Genomic DNA, 24,861 nt, shown 5'->3' with positions numbered 1-24,861 from the left:
CTATCAAACCGTCGTTCTCGGCCTGAGCCCTGAGCTCAAATGGATTCTCCACCCAGATCCTGATATGCTGTAATGCATCCATTCTTGGGGGAATACCTGATGGGTTTTCGACTTTTGAAAGGTCCAGCCTGTACATCCTCCAGGATTTCTTTCTATTTACCTGGTACTGGCCGCCACCGTACGCCTCTGTCTTTGTCGCATCGTTCCAGTAATCGGAATACTGGTCCTTGGGAAAATCTCTCTGAATGTCGATCAGCGCTGTGTCCGCAAGGTTCAGGGTGAGGGAATAATATTCGTTTCTCACGTCGTGCCTGCTGTTGCGGTTGAGGTCCTCGGTATCATGGTAGTTATTGTTCTCACGCGAGTTGATACCATTGTAGATTTTCCAGTTGTCGTTCCATGTGTTGTCAAAATTGGTCGGATATACACCGAGGTCATCGTCGGGGAAACCGGTATCGTACTCGTTCGTCCAATCGATCTGTCTCTCATCATCGAAGGCATCCAGTTCCGGCTGATGGAAATCCTCGTCGATCCTGCCGAAATCGATGTGGATCACTCCATTTCTGTCCTCTGGATCGAGCGTGAAATCGTTCACCCATATCTCCAGATACTGCGCGGTCTGCACGTCGAGTCCGCCCGCGAATCCGGTCATCACTCCACACCAGTCACCCGGCTGGGGATCGATAGTCTTTAGAAAGAGGGAAGCTATCGCGGAGTTTTCTCTCGCATCCAGTCTCGGGTTGAGATCTCTCTTGCTGCTTGTATATTTATAGAGTGGGCTCGTTTCTTCTCGAACAGGATTGTACCAGAAGAAATCGGCATCCGTTACCGGATCGAGGATCGACCCTGGATTCAGAGGATCGATCGGAGGACTCGCCTCGTACCACAGCTTTCTGACAACTGTCACCTGATCGCTGTTCTCGACACCTTCCATGTCGTCAACGAATGCCTCTCCCTTCGTATTCGGATTCGGGATGGAGACAGCCACCTCACCACTTATGTTCAGGCTGCTCTGCGCGTCGGTATCGACTCGCGGCAGCATGTTTGCCATCGATGTCATCCACTGTGGATAAAACTGGAACGATCCGTTTATGTCGGCCGCCATCATCCTCGTCGGTTCGTCGCCGAGCCGTGGGTTGTACCGCGGTGTTCCGACCGAATTGTAGAGAAAGCTGGCATTCATCCTTGAATTGGACGAAATGTTGAAATTGGCCCCTATCCCCAGCAGGGACGTCTTGCCTCCACCGACCAGGGGCTTGTGTTGATACTCTATCGATACCCTGCTGTCTGAAGTCATCGTAAGCAGGCGGTCTCCCTTTAGAGTTACAGTCCCGGATAAATAGTCGATCGTGTAGTCCGTGCCGGCGGACAGCTTCTCGCCATCGACCGAAACGACTTCTGTCCCCTGGATGATATCGAATGCGTTGAGCTGGAATGTCCGACTGCCACTGCTCGTCTCTATCACAATATCGAAATTGTTGGGGGGATTGTTCAGTCCCTCTTTGACATAGTCGAGATAGATCATCTCGTTCAGTTCGAGGTACTTCAACACTGAATCGGCGTTCGCCTCAACACCGGCTGAGGGAGTATAGAACGGGTCGGGTTCATAAGCCGGATCGAGGTAGGTGACAAGCTGCGATTTCGGTATCTTGAAAGGTTCGAACCACGGAAACTGAATATATCCGTAATAGTAATTGATGACGCCTTTCTTGTCGTCTACCAGTCCGTCCGGTGCCCTGAGACCTTCGGTGTTCTCCTGATCGAGACCGAAGATCTGCATAAAATCGAGCCCTGTATCCTTTTGAATATACTTTGTTCCGATAATCGTCGAGACTTTGTCTATCCTGACCTTTATGGCGCCGTCGGCAAGGCCGGCGCCTCCAAGAGAATAGATGTTCCGGAACATCATGTTCCATGTCGACCAGAATCTTCCCTTCGTCTTGGGGTCGCTCTGGTTATCCGCCTCGGGACATATCAATTCGGCAAGAAGGATTTCCTCCTCGGGGATATCGGGGTAGATATTATAATCGCCCACCTCAAAATGCTGCGCTGGTTCATCGGGGAATCCTCCATCTGACTTGTACCTGGCGGCAAGAGACTTGGTATCCCTGAGAGGTGAATTAAGCCTGATCCCGAGATACCTGACCTGGCTGTCGTCACCGATCAGCTGGATAAGAGAGTAATCTCCCTGGCCTGTCGCGTCATTCTCTCTGAGGATCCCGTACCACTGGACGATGTTGTCCTCCTCGTCCCCCGTCACTCCGTCGTTTTCCGGGTCGGCGCAGGCTTTCAACTGGAGCTTTGCTCCGCCCTGGTAATTCTGAAGTTCATACTGTTCGAGGGAGATGAAGACCTCGATCATATCGTTATCGGACCCGCCGATCACTGGAAAATACCGGATCGAAGAATTAATAAATCCCGGTTGTGGCGTCTCGAAAGACTCGCCCGGAGTCTCGAAATAGAAATATTGTCTCTTGATGTAATTATAGTCGGGTATAGTCGTCTCGCTGCTCTGTCCTCCAGTTCCTGAGTAGCTGCCGGTGGCGCTCTCGCCCTCCTCCTTGCTGGCGATCATTGTTATGTCGGCGATACCGAGCTGCGCCTTGACTTTCACGCCGAACAGACCTTTCGCCGCACCCGAATAGCTTATCAGTTGGGCTCCGCTGAGAGTAAGGTCCGTATCGCCCATTTCAATGGACCTGATTATCTCGTCATCCAGCCCCTCGTAATTCAGGCTCACCCTGTTCGTCGAACCCATACCTGACCCCATGCTGGAATGGTCTATATTCACATGTATCTTCTCGCCAATATTTCCGTGAAGATTGACTGTGAGCTGTTGTTCCATATCGAGGTCGGGAAATTTCTGCTGCTTCGGCCGTCCCTCAGTCACCGGACAGTTGGCGCACCATTTCGACGTCCCTCCTATCGTGATCGTCTCCTTACCAGATACGGTCAACCTTGTCTCTTCCCCATCACCGATCAGCCACTCGATCTGCTTCGGCAACTTGATCGGTATATTAAGGTCTATCAGGCCTCCAGAACGCCGTGATTGTCTCTCCCGCTGGAGGTTGTACCTTATGTCCGAGATCCAGGATTTTTTGAATCCCGCGATGCCAATCACATCAGCGCGCTCATCCAATGAATACGATCGTATAGACATCCCCGGAATATCTACATTCCTCATGCTTCTGACATAGTAGACACCGTCTCGCTCTTCCGTTCTGGAAAATGAATAAGTACGGGGAACCCTGTATTTGAATATCCGGCCGGTGATCGGATCGTATTCAATAAATAGTTTCCTTAGATCGAATTCGCTCTGAAGAAAGTTCGGAAAGAAACAGATATTGTTGATGAGCAGATACTTCGGGGGGACACGACCCTCATTTTCCGCCATATAATATCTTACTTCGATCTGCTCCGATATATCGAGAAGATCTATATTCCAGATATCTTCAGCAGTATCGACGATCTGCGCGTTCAGGGGTAGGGCAAGCAGTACAAGCGGCAGAACCATCAGCAGGAAAAGGAGTTGACGAATCGCCCCAATGATCGATGAACAGCCTTTGGGGGTTGAAAGGACACCGGCCCCTGACCCTGGTCGACCGGAGAGTGGTCCTTTGCGACAGGCAGAATCCCCCGGTAGCATTAACAGCCGGGAATACTTATCATGGAGACAGTTTGTTTTTCCGTTCTGTTTCTTCATCCACCCTCAATTGAAGATGCCAGAATTGACTGTCCAGCGCAAACCATAATATGATAAATTACTTGATGTAACCACAACGGTGTTACATCGTTCTACCCGGAGCTCCAGGAGGCTGGCATTCTGTCCTTGAAAAGATACAGAAAACCCCCTCCCTGTCCACAAAAGGGTACAAATACACCACACCCCTGCCGGTCGATTTGTCAGAGGACCAGGGGGGTCAGCAGTGCACGGTCTATTTGTCTTCTACATGTCCAGACGGCCCCGGAACAAAGATTGCATCTTTTTCACTGGGCCGGAGAAACGGCTCTGGACTTACGGCTTAACATGGTAACTGCAAATTATGCATATAATTGACAGATATATTTTCAAGGCTCACCTTCAGCCATACTTCTTCAGTCTGTCTATAATCACCTTTGTTTTCGTTATGGATTTCCTCTTCCGTTACCTCGATCTCTTTATCGGCAAGGGTGTCGCTTTCCTCGTTGTACTCGAGTTCTTCATCCTCAGCCTCGGTCATATGTTCGCATTAATCATTCCAATGTCGGTATTGCCCTCTACGCTCATGGCTTTCGGACAACTGGCCTCCGGCAACGAGATCACGGCCATGAAATCAAGCGGGATCTCACTCTACAGGATGATATTTCCGGTGTTCGTCGCATCCTTCCTTCTCTTCCTCGGGCAGGTACATTACCAGAACGCCATCCTGCCCGAGAGCAACCATCGATTCCTTAATCTCTACCTCGATATCCGCAAGATGAAACCAACGCTGGAGATAAAGGAAAACATCTTTTCAAGCGCGATCCAGGGCTACACGATCCTGGTCAAACAGAAAAACGACAAGACAGGCGAGATCCATGATGTCCAGATCTTCCATAAGAAGAAAGGTAACATTCCGACCACGATCATTGCCGACCGTGGCAAGATGTATTATGTGTACGAGGAAAACTCACTCAGGTTCGAGCTCGAGGACGGCGAGATCCACGAGATGCCCGATCCAAAAGATATTTCAACCTACAGGAAGACTCTCTTCAGTCATTTTACGCTCAACATGAAGGATATTGACCGTAGTCTCGAACGTTCCGAAAGAAGTCACAGATCGGACAGGGAGATGACGGTGAAGATGATGCAGGACAGGGTTACGGAAAAACAACAGGAGATCGAGGGCTACAGAAAAACGATGCATATAGGAGCCGCAGACAGGATGATCGATCAGCTTTCCAAAGTTGCCCCCTCCCTCGCCGGGGAAAAACCAGGCGGTCAGCCGGAACGGATCATCCCCGACCATTCAGCATCTGTAGAAGCCCGCGCTACCGGTCGGCAGGAGGAAAAAGTGCTTCACGATCTTGAAAGCGCTGCCCGGATAATCGATTCTTCCAAAAGGATGATCAGCAGGTTCCAGGTGGAGATACACAAGAAGTTCTCCATACCGTTCAGTTGCATCATCTTCGTACTGCTGGGAGCGCCCCTGGCCATACGTTCGGGAAAAAAAGGGATGACGATGTCGATTGGGTTCAGTATCGTCTTTTTTCTGGTATATTACATGTTCCTGATCAGTGGAGAGAAACTCGCTGACAGACAGTATGTTTCGGCGTGGCTGGCCATGTGGTCGCCGAACATCATTCTGTTCCTTGCGGCCGGACTGCTCACATGGAGCACCGTTCGCGAATCGCAGACCATCAACTGGACGAAGTTCAATCTGGTAAAAAGGTGGCGTTCACGGTAAAACGGATTCAGTACGGTTAAAGGGAAGTTGGGCATTGCGTATTCATGACAGATATATTTTGTCCGGATTCTGGCGGAATGTTTTCCTCGGACTTATCGCCTTCGCCGTGATCTTTGTCACGGTCGATATCAACGAGGAAATAGACAATTTCATCGACCATGACGCGACGATATTCCAGGTCACATCGTACTATCTCTTCGAACTGCCCTGGATACTTCTTCTCGTCACGCCCGTAGCCGTTCTTTTATCTACGATCTTTACTCTTGGAAAATTATCCCGCAACAATGAACTCACCGCGTTCATAGCATCCGGAACATCCCTCATCCGGGTGGCAATGCCTCTGTTGATCTCGGCCCTTTTTATCACCTGTGCCTCCATAGTCTTCAACGACATACTGGTCCCCATGTCTAAGAGAAAATCAGAAGAGATCATGTTGGTCCAGATCGAGAAGAGAAAGAAGCGCAGTTCGTTCAGGTACAAGACCGATCTGCACTACCAGGGAGAAAACTCAAGGACCTATTACGCCGAACGTTATGACATATCGATGTCGATGATGGTAAATGTTATTGTAAACGAGTACGATGGGCCGACCCTCGCCAGACGGATCGACGCGAAAAAAGCATTCTGGGATGGATTGAAATGGGTCTTCGTCGATGGCGCTATCAGGGATTTTCACGACTCGGGAGAATCGATATCGAGTTTCAGGCGAAGGGAGATGCCCGAACTACCGGAAAAACCGGGAGACTTCTCCAAAGAAGATATCGAACCGGAAGAAATGAGATTTTCTGAACTCCTGGAACATATCGATAAGGTGAGAAGAGGGGGCGGATCGGTTGACAAATACAAAGTCGACCTTTATTTTAAATTCAGCTTCCCGTTCACGTCACTGATCTTCGCGCTGATCGGGGTAGCCCTGTCGTCCGCCAAGCGAAAGCCCTCTATGGCGACCGGCTTCGGCATGACACTGCTGATAAGCTTCACCTATTACGGCATCCTCCGTATAGGCCAGGCACTGGGTCACAGTGGTGTACTCGAACCGATGCTTTCAGCCTGGCTGGGGAATATTGTCTTCTTTCTACTTGGAGTGATCCTGCTGCACAGAGCGAATCAATAGAAGGCAGGAATATCGAAAAAGGGATGGGATGAATTGAATAATCTACTCTTTACGAAACATGTCCCGATAATTCATATGTTGAATAAAATCATCTTTCCGATCTCTGCATCTTTCATCGTCATTTGTTCCCTTATTATCCTCTCTCCCCCGACGGTCTCAGCCGAGGAATTCAAGGGTGAGAATGAATTACTTGTAAAGCTGCCGCAGAAAGAGCTCGTCACATATTTCGGCCTGCGATACTCGATGAACAAGCATCAGATGAAGCAGTTCCTCTCTCTCGGGAACAGGATCGAACGAAAAGATTGGATCAAGCGGTTCTGGATCGAACTCGACCCTACACCCGCATCCCCTGATAACGAACGAAAAACCGAGCATGAGGCCCGCGTCAAGCTCGCCCGAAAACTCTTCCCGATGAAAAAGCCTCCCGGCTGGGACAAAAGAGGCGAAATGCTTATCCGTTACGGCATGCCTGCCGAGAGAAGGACTATTCCCGCCGATATCGGCTTCTACCGCATGGTCCCTCCGGGAGAAATGTGGTACTACCATTCCCTCGACATGCTCGTCGCCTTCCAGAACTTCAGTCTCCAGGGCGAGTTCATATTCGCCTTCGAGAGCTACGGGCTATCAGGCCGGGAACAGTCAGACAAGCTGAAAGCGCTTGCCGAATTTATGGAGTTTCTGCCTGAGGAACTAGAAAACGTGGTCACCGATCAGGAGCTCGCGGGAATCATGAATTTCAACCCTGACCGAATAGACTATATCGCCGACCCGAATATCCGGGGCGAGATCCCCAAGGATATGATAGCCGCGATTCAGGCCGAGAAACAGCAGAAGAGCAAAAACAATTTCTACAAATATATGAAGGAAAATCCCGTCATATACTCGGTCGAACTCAGGGACGACCAGCTTCCGATATTCTTCGACGTCACCAACTTCAGCGGCGGCGAAAACGTAATCAGGACTGAGGTCAATTTCGAGATCCCGACCAGCGAAATAAAATTTGTGCGGAAAGATGATCTGCTGACGGCCGATATCAAACTTGATGTACTCGTGCGGGACATGGACATGAACGAAGTCGCAAGGGTAAGCGATGTAGTGAATGCCTTGCAGACAGGTGGAGATGTCTGGCAGGGACCGAGTCACATCCCGGGACATCTTGTCGTCGCTCTCAAACCGGGCTACTACAGACTGGGTCTCGAGGCCACCGACACCGCCTCCGGGAAGAAAGGTGTATTCAGGACCAATATTGAACTGAAATCACTGGACAGGGGCCTCGCTCTCAGCGATATCCTCTTCGCCAGCAGCATAAGGGAAGTCGAAGGCCTGGTGAAGTTCCAGAAGGGCGAGTTGCAGGTCGTGCCCCATCCCCTGCACGCGTACAAGATCCCATACCCCCTCACCTTCTACTTCGAGATCTACGGGTTTGACACAGATAGCGAAGGCCTGGCGTTCTATTCGATCGACTACAGGATCATCCCGGTGACCAAACGCCGCAAAGGCCCCGTACTCGAGGACCCCCCCCCAGTGATAAGCTCAGTGTTCGAGACCTCTGGATTTGGTTCGACCCAGACTCATCGCCTCGAAATAGCCACTGACAATCTCTGGAAAGGCGCCTTCACCCTGATAGTCGAAGTGATGGACCGCCGTACCCGCCAGATTGTGGAACAACGCTCGAACTTTTCGATACTGGAATAGAAAGCCGTTCTCCCCCTACTTTCTATAGTCGGCCTGATAGCAAAAGGCCCCTGTTTTTTGCAGTAAGAAAGACGTTCTCCTGACTACTTTCCCTTGCTGCTAATATAGAAAAGGGGGGCGCTTTTGCGGTAAGAAAGCCGTTCTCTTAACCGGCTTTCGTCCGCAATAACGCCCCCCTTTTAACTGTCTTCAGCTACGTGCCCATTTCCCAGCTCTCCAGATACTTCACCTGTTTCGCTGTCAGCTTATCGATCTTTGACCCGATCGCTTCGAGCTTCAACCTGGCGATTTCCCTGTCGATTGCTTCCGGAACCGGGTAGACCTTATTCTCAAGTTTCACGTCACCCTTCACCAGATACTCCGCGCTCAATGACTGGTTCGCAAAACTCATATCCATCACAGAAGCGGGATGACCCTCTGCCGCCGCAAGGTTGATAAGCCTGCCCTGGGCCAGCAGGTTGATCTTTCTCCCGTTCGGAAGCATATACTGGTCGATCTCGTCACGAATATGCTTACTGCTACTGGCCATCTTGTCGAGTTCCTCTACATCGATCTCGACATTGAAATGTCCGGAGTTCGCCACGATCGCGCCATCCTTCATCAGTTCGAAATGTTCCCTGCGGATCACAGAGATGTTTCCGGTCAGCGTGATGAATATATCGCCCAATTTTGCAGCTTCCATCGATTCCATCACGAGGAACCCATCCATTACGGCCTCAAGGGCTTTTACAGGATCGATCTCGACGACGATCACGTTAGCTCCCATGCCACGCGCTCTCATCGCGGTCCCGCGTCCACACCATCCATATCCAAAGACAACGACCCTGGCACCAGCAAAAAGAGTATTCGTTGCGCGAATCACACCGTCGATCGTACTCTGACCGGTCCCATACCTGTTATCAAAGAAATGTTTCGTCATAGCATCGTTGACGGCGATCATTGGGTGTTCCAGCACACCAGCTACCTGCATCGCCCGGAGTCTGATCACTCCCGTCGTAGTCTCTTCAGATCCGCCTATGACGTTCTTCAACAGATCTCTTCTGTCCTTATGGACCAGCGATACGAGATCGGCCCCATCGTCCATCGTGATCTGGGGTTCCAGATCGAGCGCGGAATTGATGTGCTTGTAGTATGTATCGTTATCCTCACCCCTGATAGCGAAAGTGGAGATCTTGTAATCCTCCACGAGAGACGCGACGACTTCGTCCTGAGTGCTGAGAGGGTTGGAAGCACAGAGAGCCACTTCCGCTCCACCGGCCTTTAGCGTACGCATCAGGTTGGCCGTCTCTGTAGTGACATGAAGGCATGCCGCGATCCTGATCCCGTCCAGAGGTTTTTCTTTCTCGAAACGGGCCCTGATCGTCTTTAGAACAGGCATCGTCTCGTCCGCCCACTCGATTCTTTCCTTCCCTGCCGGAGCGAGGCCCAGATCCTTCGCGTCGTAGTTCATTCTTGATCCTTTCAGATATCTCCTGTAAAAACCTTCTAATTAATCGATCCAACTCTATCCGGACTTCGGATTCCCGGTCCGGCATCTTTATCAGAACTTTGCCTTCAAGATATCGACAAAGTTCAGTTTCTCCCATGTAAAATCTGCTTCTTCCCTGCCGAAATGTCCGAAGGCCGCTGTCTGCTTGTAAATACCCCTGCGCAGATCAAGCCTCTCGATGATTCCCTTTGGCGTCAGGTCAAAGACTTCGCGAACGACTGCTGTCAGTTTTTCATCAGTCTGCTTACCCGTACCGAAAGTGTCGACCATGACCGAGACCGGTTCTACCACGCCGATAGCGTAGGCAAGCTGAACTTCACAGGCTTCAGCCAGTCCGGCTCCGACAATATTCTTGGCGACATGTCTTGCCGCGTACGACGCGGACCTGTCTACCTTCGTGGGATCCTTGCCGGAGAAAGCTCCTCCGCCGTGACTTCCGAAACCACCATAAGTATCGACGATGATCTTTCTGCCCGTCAGCCCCGTGTCGGCGCTCGGTCCACCCTTCACAAACCGGCCCGTGGGGTTGACCAGTATCCGGTAATCTGATTTGTCTACATCGAATTCCGACAGCACGGGCTTGATCACGTTCTCTGTCAGGCCTTCCCTGATCTCTTCGATCGATACATCCTCACTGTGTTGTGTGGAAAGAAGGACCGTATCGATCCTGTGAGGCAGGTTATCTATGTACTCTATAGTCACCTGGGATTTCCCGTCGGGCTTCAGATAATCGAGAGTCTTGCTTTTGCGTATCTCTGACATCTTCCTGACAAGCTTGTGTGCCATATGGATCGGCATCGGCATAAGGACGTCCGTCTGTCTGCAGGCAAACCCGAACATCATTCCCTGGTCCCCTGCTCCGCCCGTATCGACCCCCATGGCTATATCCCCGGACTGTTCGTCTATAGATGTGATGACAGCCGAAGTCTGTGCGGCAAATCCAAGTTTCGGATCGTCGTAACCGATCTCATGAACCACATTTCTCGCTATAGTGGGAATATCCACATAGGCTTTCGTATGGATCTCGCCGGCGATAAACGCCATACCAGTCGTAACAAGAGTCTCGCAGGCAACCCTGCCTAGTGGATCTTCGCTCAGGATGGCATCGACGATGCTGTCCGATATCTGGTCAGCGACCTTGTCCGGATGTCCCTCCGTGACTGACTCCGATGTAAAAAGATGTTTTTCCGACATGTGTCCTCCTTCTATATTCTCTATTCAGTCCACGTTCAGTTTAAGTTTTCATTTCTGTAAAAATCAGTTATCTATCGATACTCGCAGGGTCAGGGCTCACGAAAAGAATCTTCATCACCCAAGGTCGACTTGCGAGTCGTCGCTTATATTCAGACTTCCCTTTCTACCTTTTACTTCTGCTCCAGTTCCTATAACGCTATGGTCCAGGATCACGTTCGAAAGACAGCTGCCTGTATTCAATATCGAATTGCTGATGATCGAATCCCTGATCGAACATCCACCGGCAACCGTCACATACGGCCCGATAACGGAATTCTCTATTACACTGTCCTCCGCGATAAAGCAGGGGCCTGTGATCACGGTGTTCACACCGTGATTTACGGGTTCCATACCCTCAAGCAGGATCCGGTTCGTCTCGAGCAGGGTCTCTACCTTGCCACAGTCAAACCAGTCGCCTATCTCGTAAGGACTGAATTCTATACCTGTATCGATCATTCTGGAAAGTGCGTCGGTGATCTGATACTCACCCTTCGTCTTTATATCATTCTCTATCACGTGTGCGCATGCCTCATAGAGGGGTGAAGAATCCTTGAAATAATAAAGTCCGACGATAGCGAGGTTGCCTTTCGGATCGTCAGGTTTCTCGACAATACTTGTGATCTTTCCTCCAGACACCTCACATATCCCGAACCTCCGTGGATCCTCCACTTCCCTTACTCCGAGGACGTAGTCTCCAGCTTCGGGTATCTTGCTGAAATCAGTATCGATGATCGTATCACCGAGGATTATGATCAACTCGCTGCTGTCCGCAAACTCCCTCGTCAGAGACACAGCATGAGCGATCCCATTCTGCTCCGTCTGTACGACGAAATTCATCTTTATATCATATTCACTGGTCAGGTATTCCCTTATCTGCTCTCCCTTGTAACCGATGATAGGCACAAGTTCAGTCACACCCATATTGATGAGCCCATCTACGATATGTCCGAGAATCGGTTTTCCCGCCACCGTCACCAAAGCCTTCGGGCTGGTATGTGTCTGCGGTCTGAGTCTCTTTCCAATTCCGGCTACCGGAATAACAGCTTTCATCAATCCTCCGATCCGAGCTTTTTCTTTATTTCCTCTATCTTGCCTATCGGCGTGGGGTCTCTTCCGTACTCTACGGCAAGATAGACGCTTGTAAGGTCCGCCATGGCCAACATCGAAAGAAGTCTCGACAATCGGTCGGGTTCCCCTGCCCCACCATCGCTTTCCAGACCTATAAAACCACCTGCCAGCGGTTCGAGTATCGACCTCGTCACGTCCATCCTCTTCTGCACTCTGGGATGATCATCCCCGTCACGAAGCATTATCAGGAAGATATCCTGCCTCAGCTTCTCGGGACATTCCCAGCCCATGATCTCATTATGACCGAGTTCGGGAAAAGTATTCGAAAAGGCCATACATTTACTGTTCTCGTTCAACTGGCATTTCCACCTGTACGATATGCCGGAAAGTAATCCGTCACCACTGTATATCAATGGAACCTTGCCATAAAGACGATGTGCCAGCTGCAGAGCACTGTTTCCCGCCAGGTCGGCATCCGGCCTGCATCGATCAAGCAGACTTTCCGTATTTTCCGTGGCCGAAGAAATATCGTTCCCGTGAAGAGAGAATAATCCCCATTCGACCACGATCCGGAGAAGCGGCGTGAACAGAAAACCTATAGCAGCTCTTGGAGGGATACCGCCCGGGATCTTCAGAAGGGGCACACCGGCCTTCACAGCTTCTACCATCAGGATGCCACCTGAAGTGATCACCGAGACTTCACACCCCTTCGACAATCCATCTCTGAACGTGCTGATGACTTCTTCGGTATTTCCGCTGTAACTGACACATATGACTTTCGTATCTGTTCCAGCGGTAGCGGGCAACAGGTAACCTCTCTCAAGGTGGATCAACGCGCCCTTTTCCCTGCCGATCAGGTCCTTCAACAATCTGCCGCCTACCGCCGAGCCACCCATCCCGCAGATGACGATCTGCGACTTGGGAGCGGATAGTTCTCCGGCGAAAGCGCCTGCCAACTCCCATGCCTGCCTCATCTGGTCAGGCATCTCCAGGACCCGGTCGATCATTCTATCGACATCGATGCTGTAATGTTTTTCACCGGCTTCCGAAGCCATTCGATTCTCCCGGCAGACGTTTTAAGAATACCTGTATGTTATCGGATGTTCCTATATCGCACCTTTAGGAATGAGTTCCTTGAGTTCCGGTCTCTTTTCCTCGATAAACTGGTCTATCAGCTCCACGACTTCAGTAGCCGTGGCTTTTGTGAGCGCCATTTTAACCATGGATTTTGTCTCGTCGTATGTGACCGAACGGATGATCTTCTTGATCTCCGGTATCAGATAGGCACTCGCGCTGAACTCGTCAAGCCCGAGACCTATCAGGAGAAGAGTACCTCTCACCCGGGCATCTGCCACCATCTCTCCGCAGAGCCCAACCCAGATATTGTTGTTGTGAGCGACCTGTGCCGTATCGTTTATAAGCCGGATGATGGCAGGGTGCATCGGGCTGTACAAGTAGGAGATCCTGCTGTTCCCCCTGTCCACAGCCAGGGCGTACTGTACCAGATCGTTTGAACCGATACTGAAAAAATCGACTTCCTTTGCCAGGACATCGGCCATGGCCACAGCGGATGGAGTCTCGATCATGATCCCTGTCTCCACGTTATGGTCAAACTGGTAATTTTCCCTTTTCAGGTCATCCTGGACTTCCCTGCAGATATCCATAGCCTGCCTGACCTCGTCCACAATGGAGACCATGGGAAACATGATACGCACCCTGCCGAAGACCGCGGCCCTGTATATCGCTCGAAGCTGTGTCCGGAATATGTCCTTGCGGGATAGAGTGAATCTTATACCTCTCCAGCCCATGAAGGGATTCTCTTCCTGGGTGTCGTCGACCCATGCCGCGATCTTGTCTCCCCCGATATCCAGAGTCCTGAAGAGCACCGGGTCCGGAGCCACATTCTTTACAACCTCTGAATAATAGCGATACTGTTCTTCCTCGCCCGGCAGGGTCCCGCGGGTGATGAAAAAATACTCGGTCCTGAACAGTCCGACGCCCTTCGCGCCATGACTCTTTATATCTTCGACTTCGTCGAGCGTCTCAATATTGGCGGACAGTTCTATCGTCCGCCCATCGAGAGTCACCGCCGGGTAATCTTTTATCGTCAGCAGCTCTTCTTCCATCTCCAGGAATCTTTCCTGGGCCTGTTCGTAAAGAGCTATAGTCTCTTCTTTCGGATGCAGGATCACCTGCCCCGATATCCCGTCTACTATCAATTCGTCGAACGGCTTGATATGGCTGCGAACCTCATCCAGCCCCACTACCGCAGGGATGCCCATGGAGCGGGCTATGATAGCGGCATGAGAAGTGCTTCCGCCCATCTCCGAGACAAAGGCCTTAACGAATTTCTTCCTGAACCCGACCGTATCGGCAGGCGTAAGGTTGTGCGCTACGACAACAGCCTCTCTTCTGAGGTTTGCAAGCCCTTCCACCTTGTGTCCGAACAGATTTCTTATGACCCTTTTTTTGACGTCACGGATATCTTCGGCTCTCTCCTTCAAATACTGATCTTCCATCTGGTCGAAGGTCCTCAGAGTCTTGTCGATCACCCTTGAGAACGCGCAGGCGGCGTTTACCTTGTCGTTCCTTATTATCTGGATCGTCTCGGTTTTCATCAATTCATCGGCGATGAGCATAATATGTGAATCAAGGATCTTTGCGTGTTCTTCACCCATCTCGGCCTCCAGGGTGCTGTGAAGCCCGGACAGTTCCTCTCCTGTCTGTTTCAACGCCGATTCCATGCGGGCGATCTCATCCTCGACCATATCGTCCTCGATGGGCTCGGCCGTCACCGGGAGATCCTCGATATTCACGACAAAAGCCTGGCCAAAGGCAATACCCGGCGCCGCCGGAATACCGGTGAATATCATTTCCTTTTTAGAACTCATATCCATTTGTTCACTCTTCCACGTAGAACCTGTTTTTAATCAAATCGACCAGTGTGTCGAGAGCATTCTTCTCATCTTCACCATCGACATTCAACTCCAGTTCAGTGCCGTATTGCGCGCCGAGTCCCGCCACCCCAAGCATGCTCTTGGCATTGATCAGTTCCCCGTCCCTGCCGATCATGACCGTTGCCTTAAACCTGGTAGCGGCCTTGACCAGTTCACCAGCCAGTCTTAGATGTATTCCATTCTTATTCTCTACTTTGACTTTTCCAGTGACCATTGTACTGCCCCCACCAGGGACCTCTCCTCCTGCTACAGGCCGCCATTGAAAACGACCAGAAATATTGCCGAAACTAAAAATAATACAAGTACCACCCATATCAAGGAAATCTTCCTGCCAAGCAAAAAGATGCCGGCCAGTGCCAGGAGACCCCATATGACAAATCGGTAACCGCCCAGGCTCCATCCCCTGAAAAAGACCAGAGCAGCAAAAACCCCGGATACGAAGGCGGCGAATCCACCGAGAAACTTCTGTTCCCTGAACAAAGTGCCGGCGAGTTCACGCCCGACATCCTCTCCCATTAACAGGCCCGTCCTATAACCACCGATCCTCGAATGAAGATGATACAGGTTATAAGAGACCAGGAAGATAATCGGGCCGATATACGAGGAATAGATAGCAAAAATGCTGCCGATTGTCAATGCAAGCGGAATTAATATGACTTCGAAGAAATAATCCCCTTTTGCCGTAAGTACAGCCGACAGAGTCTGTTTCACCCTGTCAATCCTGTCCGAGCTAATATCTTCCCCTGCCTTTTTCTTCAGTTCGAGATGCATGATAACGCCGACGATGTAGGATGCGAGAATGGGATTGGCGTTGAAGTAGCCGAGGTGCCTGCCCGTCATATCGGCCAGTTCATTCTCATCCTCGGCAATATCCTTGAAAAGGGGTGAGAGAACATGGAAAAACCCCAGGCCGTCTATCGTCCTGTCGTTTCTAGAGTTCTGAAGGAAAAACAGTCTCCACATCATATTAAGATGTGTTCTTAACATCGCAACCTCTTGTCAGAACCTATATTACAGCCCAGCCCATATCACCCTCTCATCAGAACGATCATAATCGTAAGTAGAAAACCCGCTATGAACCAGAACACCTGAGATCGAGACCTGTATAATCTCATGAGCGAACCGACGCCTATAAACGGTAAAATCACTGTGAGTGCGGTCAGGGCCCCACCCTCGACCGGAGACGTAAGTTCTACAAGAGCCGAAAGGGCTATTCTGCCGACAGGTACCAGCAGAAGTATCAGCAGGGCTCCATAGGCAAAATGTACCAGGAGGATCGAAATATGAATGATCGAAGCCCGCCGTAGTTTTCCCTCCCTGGCATATCCGAAGGCTGCACTCGTCAAACCGACCGAGGACCTTTCCCATATCGCGTAAAGATACTGACCCAGTCCCGCTACCAGGATACCGGTCAGGATCGACCAGAAAAGCACGTTCCCCCTGAGCAGCTGGTCCCCACCCGACTCAGCGGATGTCAGGATATAGAGTGCGGCCGCTACAACTGCACCGACAGGTAGATCAGGTGTCGTCCTGCCCCTTATGTTCACCAGGCCAAGAAACATCATCTGCATCAGAGATCCAACGAGAAACCCCTCCGCGGGCGTTCCAAGAACGATTCCCGTAATCAGGCCTCCAACAATCGGCTGTGATATCATCAACTTGAGGGAGCTTCTGTGATCTACGGCAAGAACACCTCCGACCAGGGCGACAGCGAGAAACGGACTCATCGATCTATCCCCTCCCCGTCAAAAGCCGGTCTTACCATGATCCTGATCCTGAAAATAACTGTTTTGCCATCAGCAGCATCGATATCCCACAGGGGAACGACCGCTGAGCCCTGATAGACCCTCTCGTAACCCGAATCGCTGTTCGACACCGTTTCGACAGGAAAACGCCAGAAAAGCGATGCCGGTTCCATCTCGAGGTCCACCCTGAGATTGAGCCATTCATCGACCAGAGACATCTCCTTCACACCTGCGACCTCACCGGTCGAGGCCAGTTTTCTGTCATCCAGTTCTTTGCCGGGGAACTCGAAATACCTGTCTGGGGCGTCTCCCGCGAGAAATGAGAAAACATTCTCCACCGCAAAGCGACAACTGAGACCACCACCCTCGGGAGTGATAGAATATTCCACATCCAGTGCCGGAGAAGATCCATCGATCGATACGATTTTCTTCAGGACCACTGCCCTTTCTTCATCATCCTGCGCTACGCTTCCTTTTCTGGTGAAAACAAGTCGAAGCCCATTGTCCGATTCGGTCTTCAGATCGTAGAGCGCATCGTGAAAATCCCCGATCTCGGTAAATATACCTTTCCCGATGTCTCCAGCCCCTTCACCAACTGGCAGAAACCGGTCGACCAGTGACAACCGGGGGTCTCCGTCATAATACAGCTTCTTCTCCAGGCCTTCTTCCCTGACTACCGCCATATTGTGAATACTCACTGTGGAGTCCGGATCTCCCCCTCCCTCTTCGCCTATTCTTTTGACATCGACATGATACAATTCTTCACGCCTGGTAAGGGTGTCGGTGAGATTGAATGCGGGTGAGATACTGTCCAGCTCCCGCAACGTGCCTCCCGTGCGCTTGAACCATGCTCTCATCGAATCGTTGGCCACGAGTATCTCATCCACTCCGTCTCCATCCATATCGACGATCTCCCATGAGGGAGACCGGCCGTCGCTCTCATCATCCGATATGACATTCTCAGCCTCTATCAGATGTTTGAATATCGCGCTTCTCAGGTGTGGAAGATACAGTCCACCGAACAGCCCATGCCAGTACGCGCAATTGCACTGAGCCTGGTAAAGATGTGAAAGTGCCTTATGGTATACGGATGAATGATCTGTGGAAGACCCGACCTGGTCTTTTCTGTTCCACTCATCTATCTTCTTACTCACCGAAAGCATCCGTTTGTGCATCCAGTTACTTTCTTCGTATTTTACGAGGAAATTTCTCCAGAGCCCTCCCCTGACAGCCTCGGCAGGTTCAGCAAAAGAACCACTCGCTTCAAGAATCTCCTTAGCCTGCTGATGGGCTACCTGCGCTTTCAGCGGCAGCGCCCATTCCATCATCTCACTGTAAGAAGCGGTCGGCAGATAGACTATCCCCAGAGGCCGAACAGAATCTATCACTTTGGGAAATGTCGTCACACTGAGCCAATCACTGTTGGTCCGCAGAGCATCGCAAAACCGCCGTAGCCAGTCCTGCCTGTAGCAGAGGTCGTTTGTGCCTGGCCATAACCCGAACTTTTCCCCGTCGTCTGCCAGGACCGCTATCTTTCTCTGGTCACCGCCGTTTTCATAGATCTCCCTGAAATATTTGATGACTTCTTCCGGCTCATGGAACGGGACAAGATAGCGAAGACCCCGATCGATCGGAAAGACCTTTATATATGAACCGTTTTCCTCTGTCATAAAATATCCACGCATCTCGCTGGAAAGGAATCCGGTACTTTTGAAATGTGAATCATCTACGATGACATATTCGAGGCCAGCACCTGCAAGTGTATCCGGCAGGTGGGGGTCCCATATCCTCTCGGTCAACCAGCAGCCTCTCGGCTCTGCCTTGAAGCGATCCACCAGATAATCCTTCATCATCGCCAGCTGGCCCTGTCTGTCTCTTTCCGGAATCACAGTAAGAATAGGTTCGTAATATCCCGCTGACATCAGTTCGATCCCTCCACCGCGGACCATCCTGGAAACTCTCTTTATGTAATCGGGATGTTTATCTTCCAGCCAGTCCCAGAGGATACCACTGTTATGAAGTGCGAAGGGAATATCCGGATATTCCTCCATCACCTCTATAAATGGCCGATAGGCTTTCTGGTATGCGTCCTCTATCACATGATCGAAATTGCCGACAGGCTGATGATTATGTATGCCCAATACAAAATGAACTTTTTTATCCATTTTTCGTTTTCCCCTTGTCAGACAACCATCGAATTGAGTATGACCTTCTCGCTGTCCGGCAAAGCTCTTGCCTCGAGAGTGATCCCTTTTTTTACCATTTCCCTCAAGGTGTCGCGTTCATCCGGGTCCAGATAGATGTTATCGAGCAGCTTTTCCCTGCCCTCTGAAAAATGCATCCCCCCTACATTCACTTCATCGAGATCAAGTCCCATTTCCAGCAGGCGCATGGCATCCTTTGGCCCTCGCACCAGCAGGATTATCTTCTCCTTATCGAACACTCCCCCATCTATCTGCTCGAAGGCCCTTGCTATAGACAGGATCGAGACCCTGAAATCGGGGGAAGCTGAGGTATAAAGCTGCTTTTCCCATTCGTTGGCAGCTACGTCATCGTCCGCGATGACAATCCTGTCGGGCTTGACGCTTCTGCCCCACCCGATCACGACCTGTGCGTGTATCAACCTGTCATCTATCCTCAGAACGATTATCATCCTCTGTCTCACCACCTCATCTTTGCGATTGGTTGATGTCTGCCCGTAACTGCCCTGCCGGGGCATGCTGGAACTATTGTTCAGATATCGATGACCTTGACACTCTCCCGGCCACGAAGGATGAGATTATTGATGATCTCTTTCGGCTTCATTGTGCCCCGTTTAGTGACAAAATCAAGAAGAATCGGTAGATTGATCCCGCTGATGACCACGGCATCATTCATGTCCCTGACCGCCCTCACGCAGTTGAGAGCACACGAACTGCCAAAATAATCAGTGAATAGAAAGGTGAACGAAGGATCAGTCTGTTCTATTATCTTTTTTATTATTGATACGAGAGCCTCATCGGCAAGGTCCCTGTTGGAAATAGCGTAACAGAAAGGTATCTTCCCCACGACCTGCTCGGCCGTGTCCAGCAGTTCCCGGGCAAGCCCCCCGTGTGTGACTATGATTCCTGTAGGTTCGTTCACGATCACCTCTGATCATCATGACGGCCTGGACGAATGACATCGTCCGGCAAACTCTTTCCTGCCGTCACTCTACATCATACTTAAGGTACCTTCTTGTCTTCTTGTCGCTTTCCATCATATTAAGAAGCTGCTGATCCAGCCTCTGGGCCGCATCGATACCGTAGACCTTGAGCATGTGGTTCAGAGCGATCACTTCGGATATTACAGTGATATTCTTTCCGGGGTAGATCGGGATGACAAGCTGCCTGACTTCCTCGCCCAGGATATCGGTCACCTGGTCATCCAGTCCCAATCTTTCCCAGTCCTTATCCGGATCATAATCTTCGAGACGGACGACGACCTCGATCCTCTTCTGTATCCTGACGGCCCGAATGCCAAAAAGGTCCATGACGTTGATTATCCCTATTCCCCTGATCTCCATGTAGTGCCTGAGATGATCACGTCCTCGGCCTATAAGCACGTCACCATGCCTCACTATCTCGACGACATCGTCAGCTACCAGCCGATGACCTCGTTCGACCAGATCGAGAGCGATCTCACTCTTACCGATCGCGCTTCTTCCCGTAAACAGCAGACCAACTCCGTAAACGTCGACCAGTGAACTGTGGATCATGGTCCGGGGAGCAAAAACATAGTCAAGCTCCGCAGTAAGTACGTGGATGAAGTCGGTGGTCTGCATCGCAGTCCTCAGTACTGGCACCCCGTGCTCGGTAGCAAGAGTGTGAAGATCTTTCGGTATCTCAAGCGCTTTCGTCACGATGATACAACAGAGTTTATGGGTGAAAAGCCTGCCGATAGATTCTCTCTGTGTATCTGCATCCAGAGAGCGGATGTATAGGATCTCTGTCTCACCGAGTATCTGGATTCGCTCATGGAGATAATTCTCCATAAATCCGGCCAGCGCAAAGGCGGGGCGATGAACGTCCGATGTCGTTATCGGTATCGGACTCGACAACTCATCCGTCAGCGCCTCGAGTTTGAATTCTTCGGCGTTCTCCTCGAAAAAGAGCTGAACTGAATGTTCATTTACCAAATCTTCTTCCTCCGGCACTTTAAATGACAGGAACTTATTCTGAAATATCTATAACACCATAATGTCCATCCGAACGTTTATAAACAAAATTCAGTCTCCCCGATTCAGTATTATTGAAAAGAAGGAAATCTTCGGAGACCTTGTTCATCGAAAGGATTGCTTCTTCCACGTTCAGCATCACGAGTTCCCTGTCGATGTTTTCGAGCAACTCGATCCCGCTCGCACTGCCCACACTGTCAGATTTGATGACGATTTCACGCGGGATGTGTTCCTTCATATGCTTTTTACTCTTTTGATGGCTCGACTTGAGCTTGGCCTTGAACCTCTTTATCTGGCGTTCAAGACTCTTAGCGGTATTATCGATGGAGGTATACATATCCTCCGACTCTTCCTTGGCGTTGAAGTCATGCCCGTTTACATGGACATTGATTTCCGCGATATGACGGAATTTTTCGACTGACATAATGACATCGACATTAAGGATGTGATCGAAATAGCGCTTCAGCCTAAGCAGCCTCTCCTCGGTATGCTCAAGAAGGCCGGGTTCAGCTTCAAAATGTCTGGCTGTCGTAGTCAGTTTCATATTCTTCCTCCTTGCCCTGGCCCCTGCTTGGGGGCATCCGGCAGGTATCGATCGATCTGGTTTTCCTGGTACGAACTCCTGACGAGCGGTCCCGCCGTCACTTCCAGAAATCCCATCTCGTAACCCTTTTTTTCCAGCAATGCAAAATCTTCCGGCGGAATATAGGCTTTCACCGGCACCTGGTCAAGTCCCGGACGCAGATACTGCCCAAGGGCAGCAAAATGACAACCGGCTCCCAGCAAGTCTTTCATCGTCTCAATGACCTCTTCCGTCCTCTCTCCCAACCCCAGCATCATCGAAGACTTCAGTTTGATCCTCCTGTCCCTTTTCCCAGCCTCAGCCAGGAGTGATAAAGACCCGTCATAATCCGCTTCTTTTCTTACTTCTCCAAATAGTCGCCTCACCGTCTCGATATTATGTGAGAAGATATCGGGACGTGCATCGAGCACCGTCTGTAGCGCGTCCATATCCCCGCGAAAATCGGGAACAAGGACCTCTACTACAGGCGCTGGATCGATCTCCTTCAGACACCTGATCAGATCGGCGTATTGAGATGCTCCACCGTCAGAAAGGTCGTCTCTGGTAACGGAAGTGACTATCACATGATCAAGTCTCAATTCCCGGGAGGCGTCCGCTATGCGGGAAGGTTCGCCAGAATCGACGGGTAAAGGCTTCCCATGCTCTACGCTACAGAAACCACAATCGCGGGTACATGTATCGCCGAGCATCATAAACGTGACTTTACCCTTCGAATAGCACTCGGCCCTGTTCGGGCAGAGCCCCTCCCTGCAGATAGTATGCAGCCCTCTCTTCCTGACGGTACTCTCTATACGCGAACACTCGCCAAGCAGAGGTATCTTCCTCTTGAGCCAGACCGGGAGTCGGCCAGCACCATGAACTTCAGGTTGTAAAGTCATTTATCGCAAAGTACTCCAGGTAAAAAATCAATATTCTTTCCTGTGCCTTGCCGGAAGTATGCCAAGCTGTTCTCTGTACTTGGCAACTGTCCTGCGAGCTATTATCAATCCGTCACTTTCAAGGATATCGGCGATCTTCTGGTCACTCAGAGGCTTCTTCGTATCCTCGTTGGCAATGATACCCTTGATCCTCAGCTTGGCACTCTTGGCCGAGACTTCTTCTCCCGACTGTGTACTGAGAGCTGAGCTGAAGAAGAACTTCAATTCGAAGACCCCGCGTGGAGTCTGTACATATTTATTGGTCGTCACCCTGCTGACCGTGGATTCATGCATCCCGATCTTGCTGGCCACCTGCTGCAGAGTGAGGGGCCTGAGGGCAGCGGTTCCTTTTTCGAAGAATGCCGCCTGCTCTTCTACGATACTTTCCATTACCTTTATCATCGTCCTGCGACGTTGCTCTATAGTCTGAATGAGCCACTTGGCGTTCTTCAACCTGCCCTGGATGAAATCCCTGGTCTTCGGGTCGATGTCCGAATTGCTCCTCAGTTCGTCCTTGTACGATTGACTGATCCGAAGCCGGGGCACATTACGGTCGTTGAGGAAGATCACATATTTCTCGCCCACTCTTTCCACGACGAGATCGGGTATCACATACTTTGGGCCGTCTGCCAGAATATCCAACCCGGGTTTGGGATTGAGGGTGCCGATGACTGAAGCCTGGTTCTGGATCTCTTTCATCGAGATCTTGAGTTTCTTACTCAGATCCAGATATTTCTTCTGCTTGAACTCCTCGAAATGTCCACGGACGATCTGTGCGGCCATACTGTCCTCAAGTCCCTTCATCTCCAGCTGGATAAGAAGAGATTCCCTGAGGTCTCTGGCTCCCACACCTGGAGGATCGAAGGTCTGGATGAGTTTCAATACTCCCTCGATCTCCGCCGTATCAGCGTCGAACGTCCTGGCAATATCCTCTATGCTGCTGGTCAGGTAACCCGAATCATCAAGGCTTCCGATTATATACTCACCGATCTGCAGGAACCGCTCGTCCTCAGTGGCAAGACGCAACTGGTTGAAAAAATATTCCGACAGACTCTGCTTGGCAACCGGTACTCTCTCTACGAAATCCTCTCTTTCCTCCGTCTCGGCGGTCCCGCCACCGGTCCATGCCGTGTCGTAGAAATCATCCCATTCGTCCTGATCGTCCTTATCGGCCGACTCTTCCTTTTCTTCTTCATTATCATCCTTATCATCCTCCTGGCTGTCAACAATGTCGTCGACTTCCTCCAGGAGAGGATTCTGAAGGATCTCCTGCTTGAGTACCTGCTGAAGTTCAAGGGTCGGCATCTGCAGCAATTTCAACGCCTGTTGAAGTCGTGGCGTCATTACCAGCCTCTGCTGCATTCCGAGTCGCATCCCCATCTTCATTTCCATGATTGATCCATCCTGTTCTTACAGACGAAATGCCTCTCCAAGATATATCTCCCGCACTTCGGGATCAGAGGCAAGGTCATCCGCGGTTCCGGAGCGTTTGATGCTCCCTTCGTACATTATATAGGCCCTGTCTGTTATCGACAATGTTTCTCTAACGTTATGGTCTGTTATAAGCACACCGAGCCCTTTCTCCTTGAGCTTCAATACGATGCCCTGAAGATCGGCGACGGCGATCGGGTCTATTCCGGCAAAAGGTTCATCGAGAAGCATGAACGATGGATCGGTAACAAGCGACCTCGTCACTTCGACTCTCCTTCGTTCCCCTCCCGAAAGCTGGTACCCGTAGCTCTTTTTCAGATGTTCGATATTGAGCTCGGCGAGAAGTGATTCCAGGCGCTCTTTCTGCTCCGCCCTGGAAATGGGCAGGGTCTGTAATATCGCCTTGAGATTGTCCTCCACGCTGAGCTGCCTGAATATCGATGCCTCCTGGGGGAGGTACCCGATACCTTTTCTTGCCCTTTTATACATCGGCAGGGACGTCACATTATCTCCGTCGAGGAATACCTCTCCTCCGTCGGGCCTGATCATCCCTGTGATCATGTAGAAAGTCGTGGTCTTGCCGGCGCCATTCGGCCCCAGAAGCCCTACTACTTCCCCCCTCTTCACCTTGATCGACACCTTGTCGACCACACACCTCTTCCCATATACCTTTACCAGCCCGACACATCCGAGGCCGACCCTTTCGACTTCTGGTTCCAGGTTTTCGGCGCTGTTATTCCTCACTACCCGTACGCTCCCTTTCGACCTCATCGTCGACGAGTCCCTCATCGTCCTTCAAATAGGCTCTGACATCTCTCTTGATATCTATATTCTTCAATTCCGGATATCCCTGAAAACCATACCCTGTAAGGATATCGGCCCCTCTAGTCACCTTTACGAAATCTTCTGTATGGATCTGCTCGACAATGTTCAACCAGACAAGGCTTTCGGTCTCGAGTACATATCCCTCACGCGAAGTGACCACTACATTACCAAGAGCTGTAAGGT

General features: G+C 50.8%; 21 protein-coding genes. 3 read left to right on the top strand and 18 right to left on the bottom strand.

Features of this window, described 5'->3' with window-relative positions; translation table 11 throughout:
- Nucleotides 1-3,703: hypothetical protein (locus KOO63_09060; GenBank protein MBU8921956.1), on the bottom strand; the 3,703-nt coding region annotated here is incomplete at its 3' end.
- Between the two features lie 340 nt (nt 3,704-4,043).
- Here KOO63_09060 and KOO63_09055 point away from each other — a divergent pair.
- The 3 genes from KOO63_09055 to KOO63_09045 are packed head-to-tail and all read left to right on the top strand — an operon-like array spanning nt 4,044 to nt 8,235.
- A complete protein-coding gene (locus KOO63_09055) occupies nt 4,044-5,426 on the top strand; it encodes an LptF/LptG family permease (protein MBU8921955.1) in 1,383 nt (460 codons plus the stop codon).
- 34 nt (nt 5,427-5,460) lie between these two features.
- Nucleotides 5,461-6,540 (top strand): LptF/LptG family permease, encoded by a 1,080-nt coding sequence (locus KOO63_09050; protein MBU8921954.1) that lies wholly within the window; start codon nt 5,461-5,463, stop codon nt 6,538-6,540.
- A gap of 33 nt (nt 6,541-6,573) precedes the next feature.
- Nucleotides 6,574-8,235 carry a GWxTD domain-containing protein gene (locus KOO63_09045; GenBank protein MBU8921953.1) on the top strand — a complete coding sequence of 554 codons (1,662 nt, stop codon included), beginning with the start codon at nt 6,574-6,576 and terminating at the stop codon, nt 8,233-8,235.
- A 193-nt stretch (nt 8,236-8,428) separates the two neighbouring features.
- Here the strand turns inward: KOO63_09045 and ahcY are convergent, their stop codons facing one another.
- The 17 genes from ahcY to lptC form a co-directional block, all read right to left on the bottom strand.
- Complete coding sequence (gene ahcY / locus KOO63_09040) at nt 8,429-9,685, bottom strand: adenosylhomocysteinase (protein MBU8921952.1); 1,257 nt, start codon at nt 9,683-9,685, stop codon at nt 8,429-8,431.
- Nucleotides 9,686-9,775: 90 nt separating this feature from the next.
- Nucleotides 9,776-10,918 carry a methionine adenosyltransferase gene (metK, locus tag KOO63_09035; GenBank protein ID MBU8921951.1) on the bottom strand — a complete coding sequence of 381 codons (1,143 nt, stop codon included), beginning with the start codon at nt 10,916-10,918 and terminating at the stop codon, nt 9,776-9,778.
- Nucleotides 10,919-11,032: 114 nt separating this feature from the next.
- Nucleotides 11,033-12,007, bottom strand: coding sequence for an NTP transferase domain-containing protein (locus tag KOO63_09030; GenBank protein MBU8921950.1), 975 nt, complete (start codon nt 12,005-12,007; stop codon nt 11,033-11,035).
- On the bottom strand, nt 12,007-13,080 hold the full coding sequence (locus KOO63_09025; protein ID MBU8921949.1) for a bifunctional phosphoglucose/phosphomannose isomerase: 1,074 nt from the start codon (nt 13,078-13,080) through the stop codon (nt 12,007-12,009). The genes KOO63_09030 and KOO63_09025 overlap by 1 nt, the downstream gene beginning before the upstream one ends.
- Nucleotides 13,081-13,131: 51 nt before the next feature.
- On the bottom strand, nt 13,132-14,916 hold the full coding sequence (gene ptsP, locus KOO63_09020) for a phosphoenolpyruvate--protein phosphotransferase (GenBank protein MBU8921948.1): 1,785 nt from the start codon (nt 14,914-14,916) through the stop codon (nt 13,132-13,134).
- A gap of 10 nt (nt 14,917-14,926) precedes the next feature.
- Nucleotides 14,927-15,196 (bottom strand): HPr family phosphocarrier protein, encoded by a 270-nt coding sequence (locus tag KOO63_09015; GenBank protein MBU8921947.1) that lies wholly within the window; start codon nt 15,194-15,196, stop codon nt 14,927-14,929.
- Nucleotides 15,197-15,228: 32 nt separating this feature from the next.
- Nucleotides 15,229-15,969, bottom strand: coding sequence for a PTS system mannose/fructose/sorbose family transporter subunit IID (locus KOO63_09010; GenBank protein ID MBU8921946.1), 741 nt, complete (start codon nt 15,967-15,969; stop codon nt 15,229-15,231).
- A 41-nt stretch (nt 15,970-16,010) separates the two neighbouring features.
- Nucleotides 16,011-16,709, bottom strand: coding sequence for a PTS sugar transporter subunit IIC (locus KOO63_09005; GenBank protein MBU8921945.1), 699 nt, complete (start codon nt 16,707-16,709; stop codon nt 16,011-16,013).
- Complete coding sequence (locus KOO63_09000) at nt 16,706-18,892, bottom strand: DUF1926 domain-containing protein (GenBank protein MBU8921944.1); 2,187 nt, start codon at nt 18,890-18,892, stop codon at nt 16,706-16,708. Before KOO63_09000 ends, KOO63_09005 begins: the two co-directional genes overlap by 4 nt.
- Nucleotides 18,893-18,909: 17 nt before the next feature.
- Nucleotides 18,910-19,392 carry a PTS sugar transporter subunit IIB gene (locus tag KOO63_08995; protein MBU8921943.1) on the bottom strand — a complete coding sequence of 161 codons (483 nt, stop codon included), beginning with the start codon at nt 19,390-19,392 and terminating at the stop codon, nt 18,910-18,912.
- Nucleotides 19,393-19,460: 68 nt separating this feature from the next.
- Nucleotides 19,461-19,850, bottom strand: coding sequence for a hypothetical protein (locus KOO63_08990; protein ID MBU8921942.1), 390 nt, complete (start codon nt 19,848-19,850; stop codon nt 19,461-19,463).
- 64 nt (nt 19,851-19,914) lie between these two features.
- The gene (gene hprK / locus KOO63_08985) at nt 19,915-20,883 is read right to left on the bottom strand and encodes an HPr(Ser) kinase/phosphatase (GenBank protein ID MBU8921941.1); all 969 of its coding nucleotides are present in this window, start codon (nt 20,881-20,883) and stop codon (nt 19,915-19,917) included.
- Between the two features lie 34 nt (nt 20,884-20,917).
- Entirely contained in the window at nt 20,918-21,466 is a 549-nt protein-coding gene (gene raiA, locus KOO63_08980) for a ribosome-associated translation inhibitor RaiA (protein MBU8921940.1), read from the bottom strand.
- On the bottom strand, nt 21,463-22,383 hold the full coding sequence (gene lipA, locus KOO63_08975; protein ID MBU8921939.1) for a lipoyl synthase: 921 nt from the start codon (nt 22,381-22,383) through the stop codon (nt 21,463-21,465). The genes raiA and lipA overlap by 4 nt, the downstream gene beginning before the upstream one ends.
- Before the next feature lie 27 nt (nt 22,384-22,410).
- Entirely contained in the window at nt 22,411-23,814 is a 1,404-nt protein-coding gene (gene rpoN / locus KOO63_08970; GenBank protein ID MBU8921938.1) for an RNA polymerase factor sigma-54, read from the bottom strand.
- A gap of 18 nt (nt 23,815-23,832) precedes the next feature.
- Nucleotides 23,833-24,624, bottom strand: coding sequence for an LPS export ABC transporter ATP-binding protein (lptB, locus tag KOO63_08965; GenBank protein MBU8921937.1), 792 nt, complete (start codon nt 24,622-24,624; stop codon nt 23,833-23,835).
- A partial coding sequence (gene lptC / locus KOO63_08960) for an LPS export ABC transporter periplasmic protein LptC (protein ID MBU8921936.1) occupies nt 24,587-24,861 on the bottom strand: 275 nt, incomplete at its 5' end. The genes lptB and lptC, both read right to left, overlap by 38 nt.

The organism is Candidatus Latescibacterota bacterium (genome assembly GCA_019038625.1).
In the GTDB taxonomy this organism is placed as follows: Bacteria; Krumholzibacteriota; Krumholzibacteriia; order Krumholzibacteriales; family Krumholzibacteriaceae; genus JAGLYV01.
This window is presented reverse-complemented; position numbering and strand designations above follow the sequence as displayed.

Bases quoted from the DNA above. Each gene is read 5' to 3' on its own strand.
- KOO63_09030 (MBU8921950.1), bottom strand. From the start codon at position 12,007: ATGAAAGCTGTTATTCCGGTAGCCGGAATTGGAAAGAGACTCAGACCG.
- KOO63_09005 (MBU8921945.1), bottom strand. From the start codon at position 16,709: ATGAGTCCGTTTCTCGCTGTCGCCCTGGTCGGAGGTGTTCTTGCCGTA.
- rpoN (MBU8921938.1), bottom strand. From the start codon at position 23,814: ATGGAAATGAAGATGGGGATGCGACTCGGAATGCAGCAGAGGCTGGTA.
- lipA (MBU8921939.1), bottom strand. From the start codon at position 22,383: ATGACTTTACAACCTGAAGTTCATGGTGCTGGCCGACTCCCGGTCTGG.
- KOO63_09055 (MBU8921955.1), top strand. From the start codon at position 4,044: ATGCATATAATTGACAGATATATTTTCAAGGCTCACCTTCAGCCATAC.
- metK (MBU8921951.1), bottom strand. From the start codon at position 10,918: ATGTCGGAAAAACATCTTTTTACATCGGAGTCAGTCACGGAGGGACAT.
- KOO63_09000 (MBU8921944.1), bottom strand. From the start codon at position 18,892: ATGGATAAAAAAGTTCATTTTGTATTGGGCATACATAATCATCAGCCT.
- KOO63_09015 (MBU8921947.1), bottom strand. From the start codon at position 15,196: ATGGTCACTGGAAAAGTCAAAGTAGAGAATAAGAATGGAATACATCTA.
- ptsP (MBU8921948.1), bottom strand. From the start codon at position 14,916: ATGAGTTCTAAAAAGGAAATGATATTCACCGGTATTCCGGCGGCGCCG.
- lptB (MBU8921937.1), bottom strand. From the start codon at position 24,624: ATGAGGTCGAAAGGGAGCGTACGGGTAGTGAGGAATAACAGCGCCGAA.
- ahcY (MBU8921952.1), bottom strand. From the start codon at position 9,685: ATGAACTACGACGCGAAGGATCTGGGCCTCGCTCCGGCAGGGAAGGAA.
- raiA (MBU8921940.1), bottom strand. From the start codon at position 21,466: ATGAAACTGACTACGACAGCCAGACATTTTGAAGCTGAACCCGGCCTT.
- KOO63_09010 (MBU8921946.1), bottom strand. From the start codon at position 15,969: ATGTTAAGAACACATCTTAATATGATGTGGAGACTGTTTTTCCTTCAG.
- KOO63_09025 (MBU8921949.1), bottom strand. From the start codon at position 13,080: ATGGCTTCGGAAGCCGGTGAAAAACATTACAGCATCGATGTCGATAGA.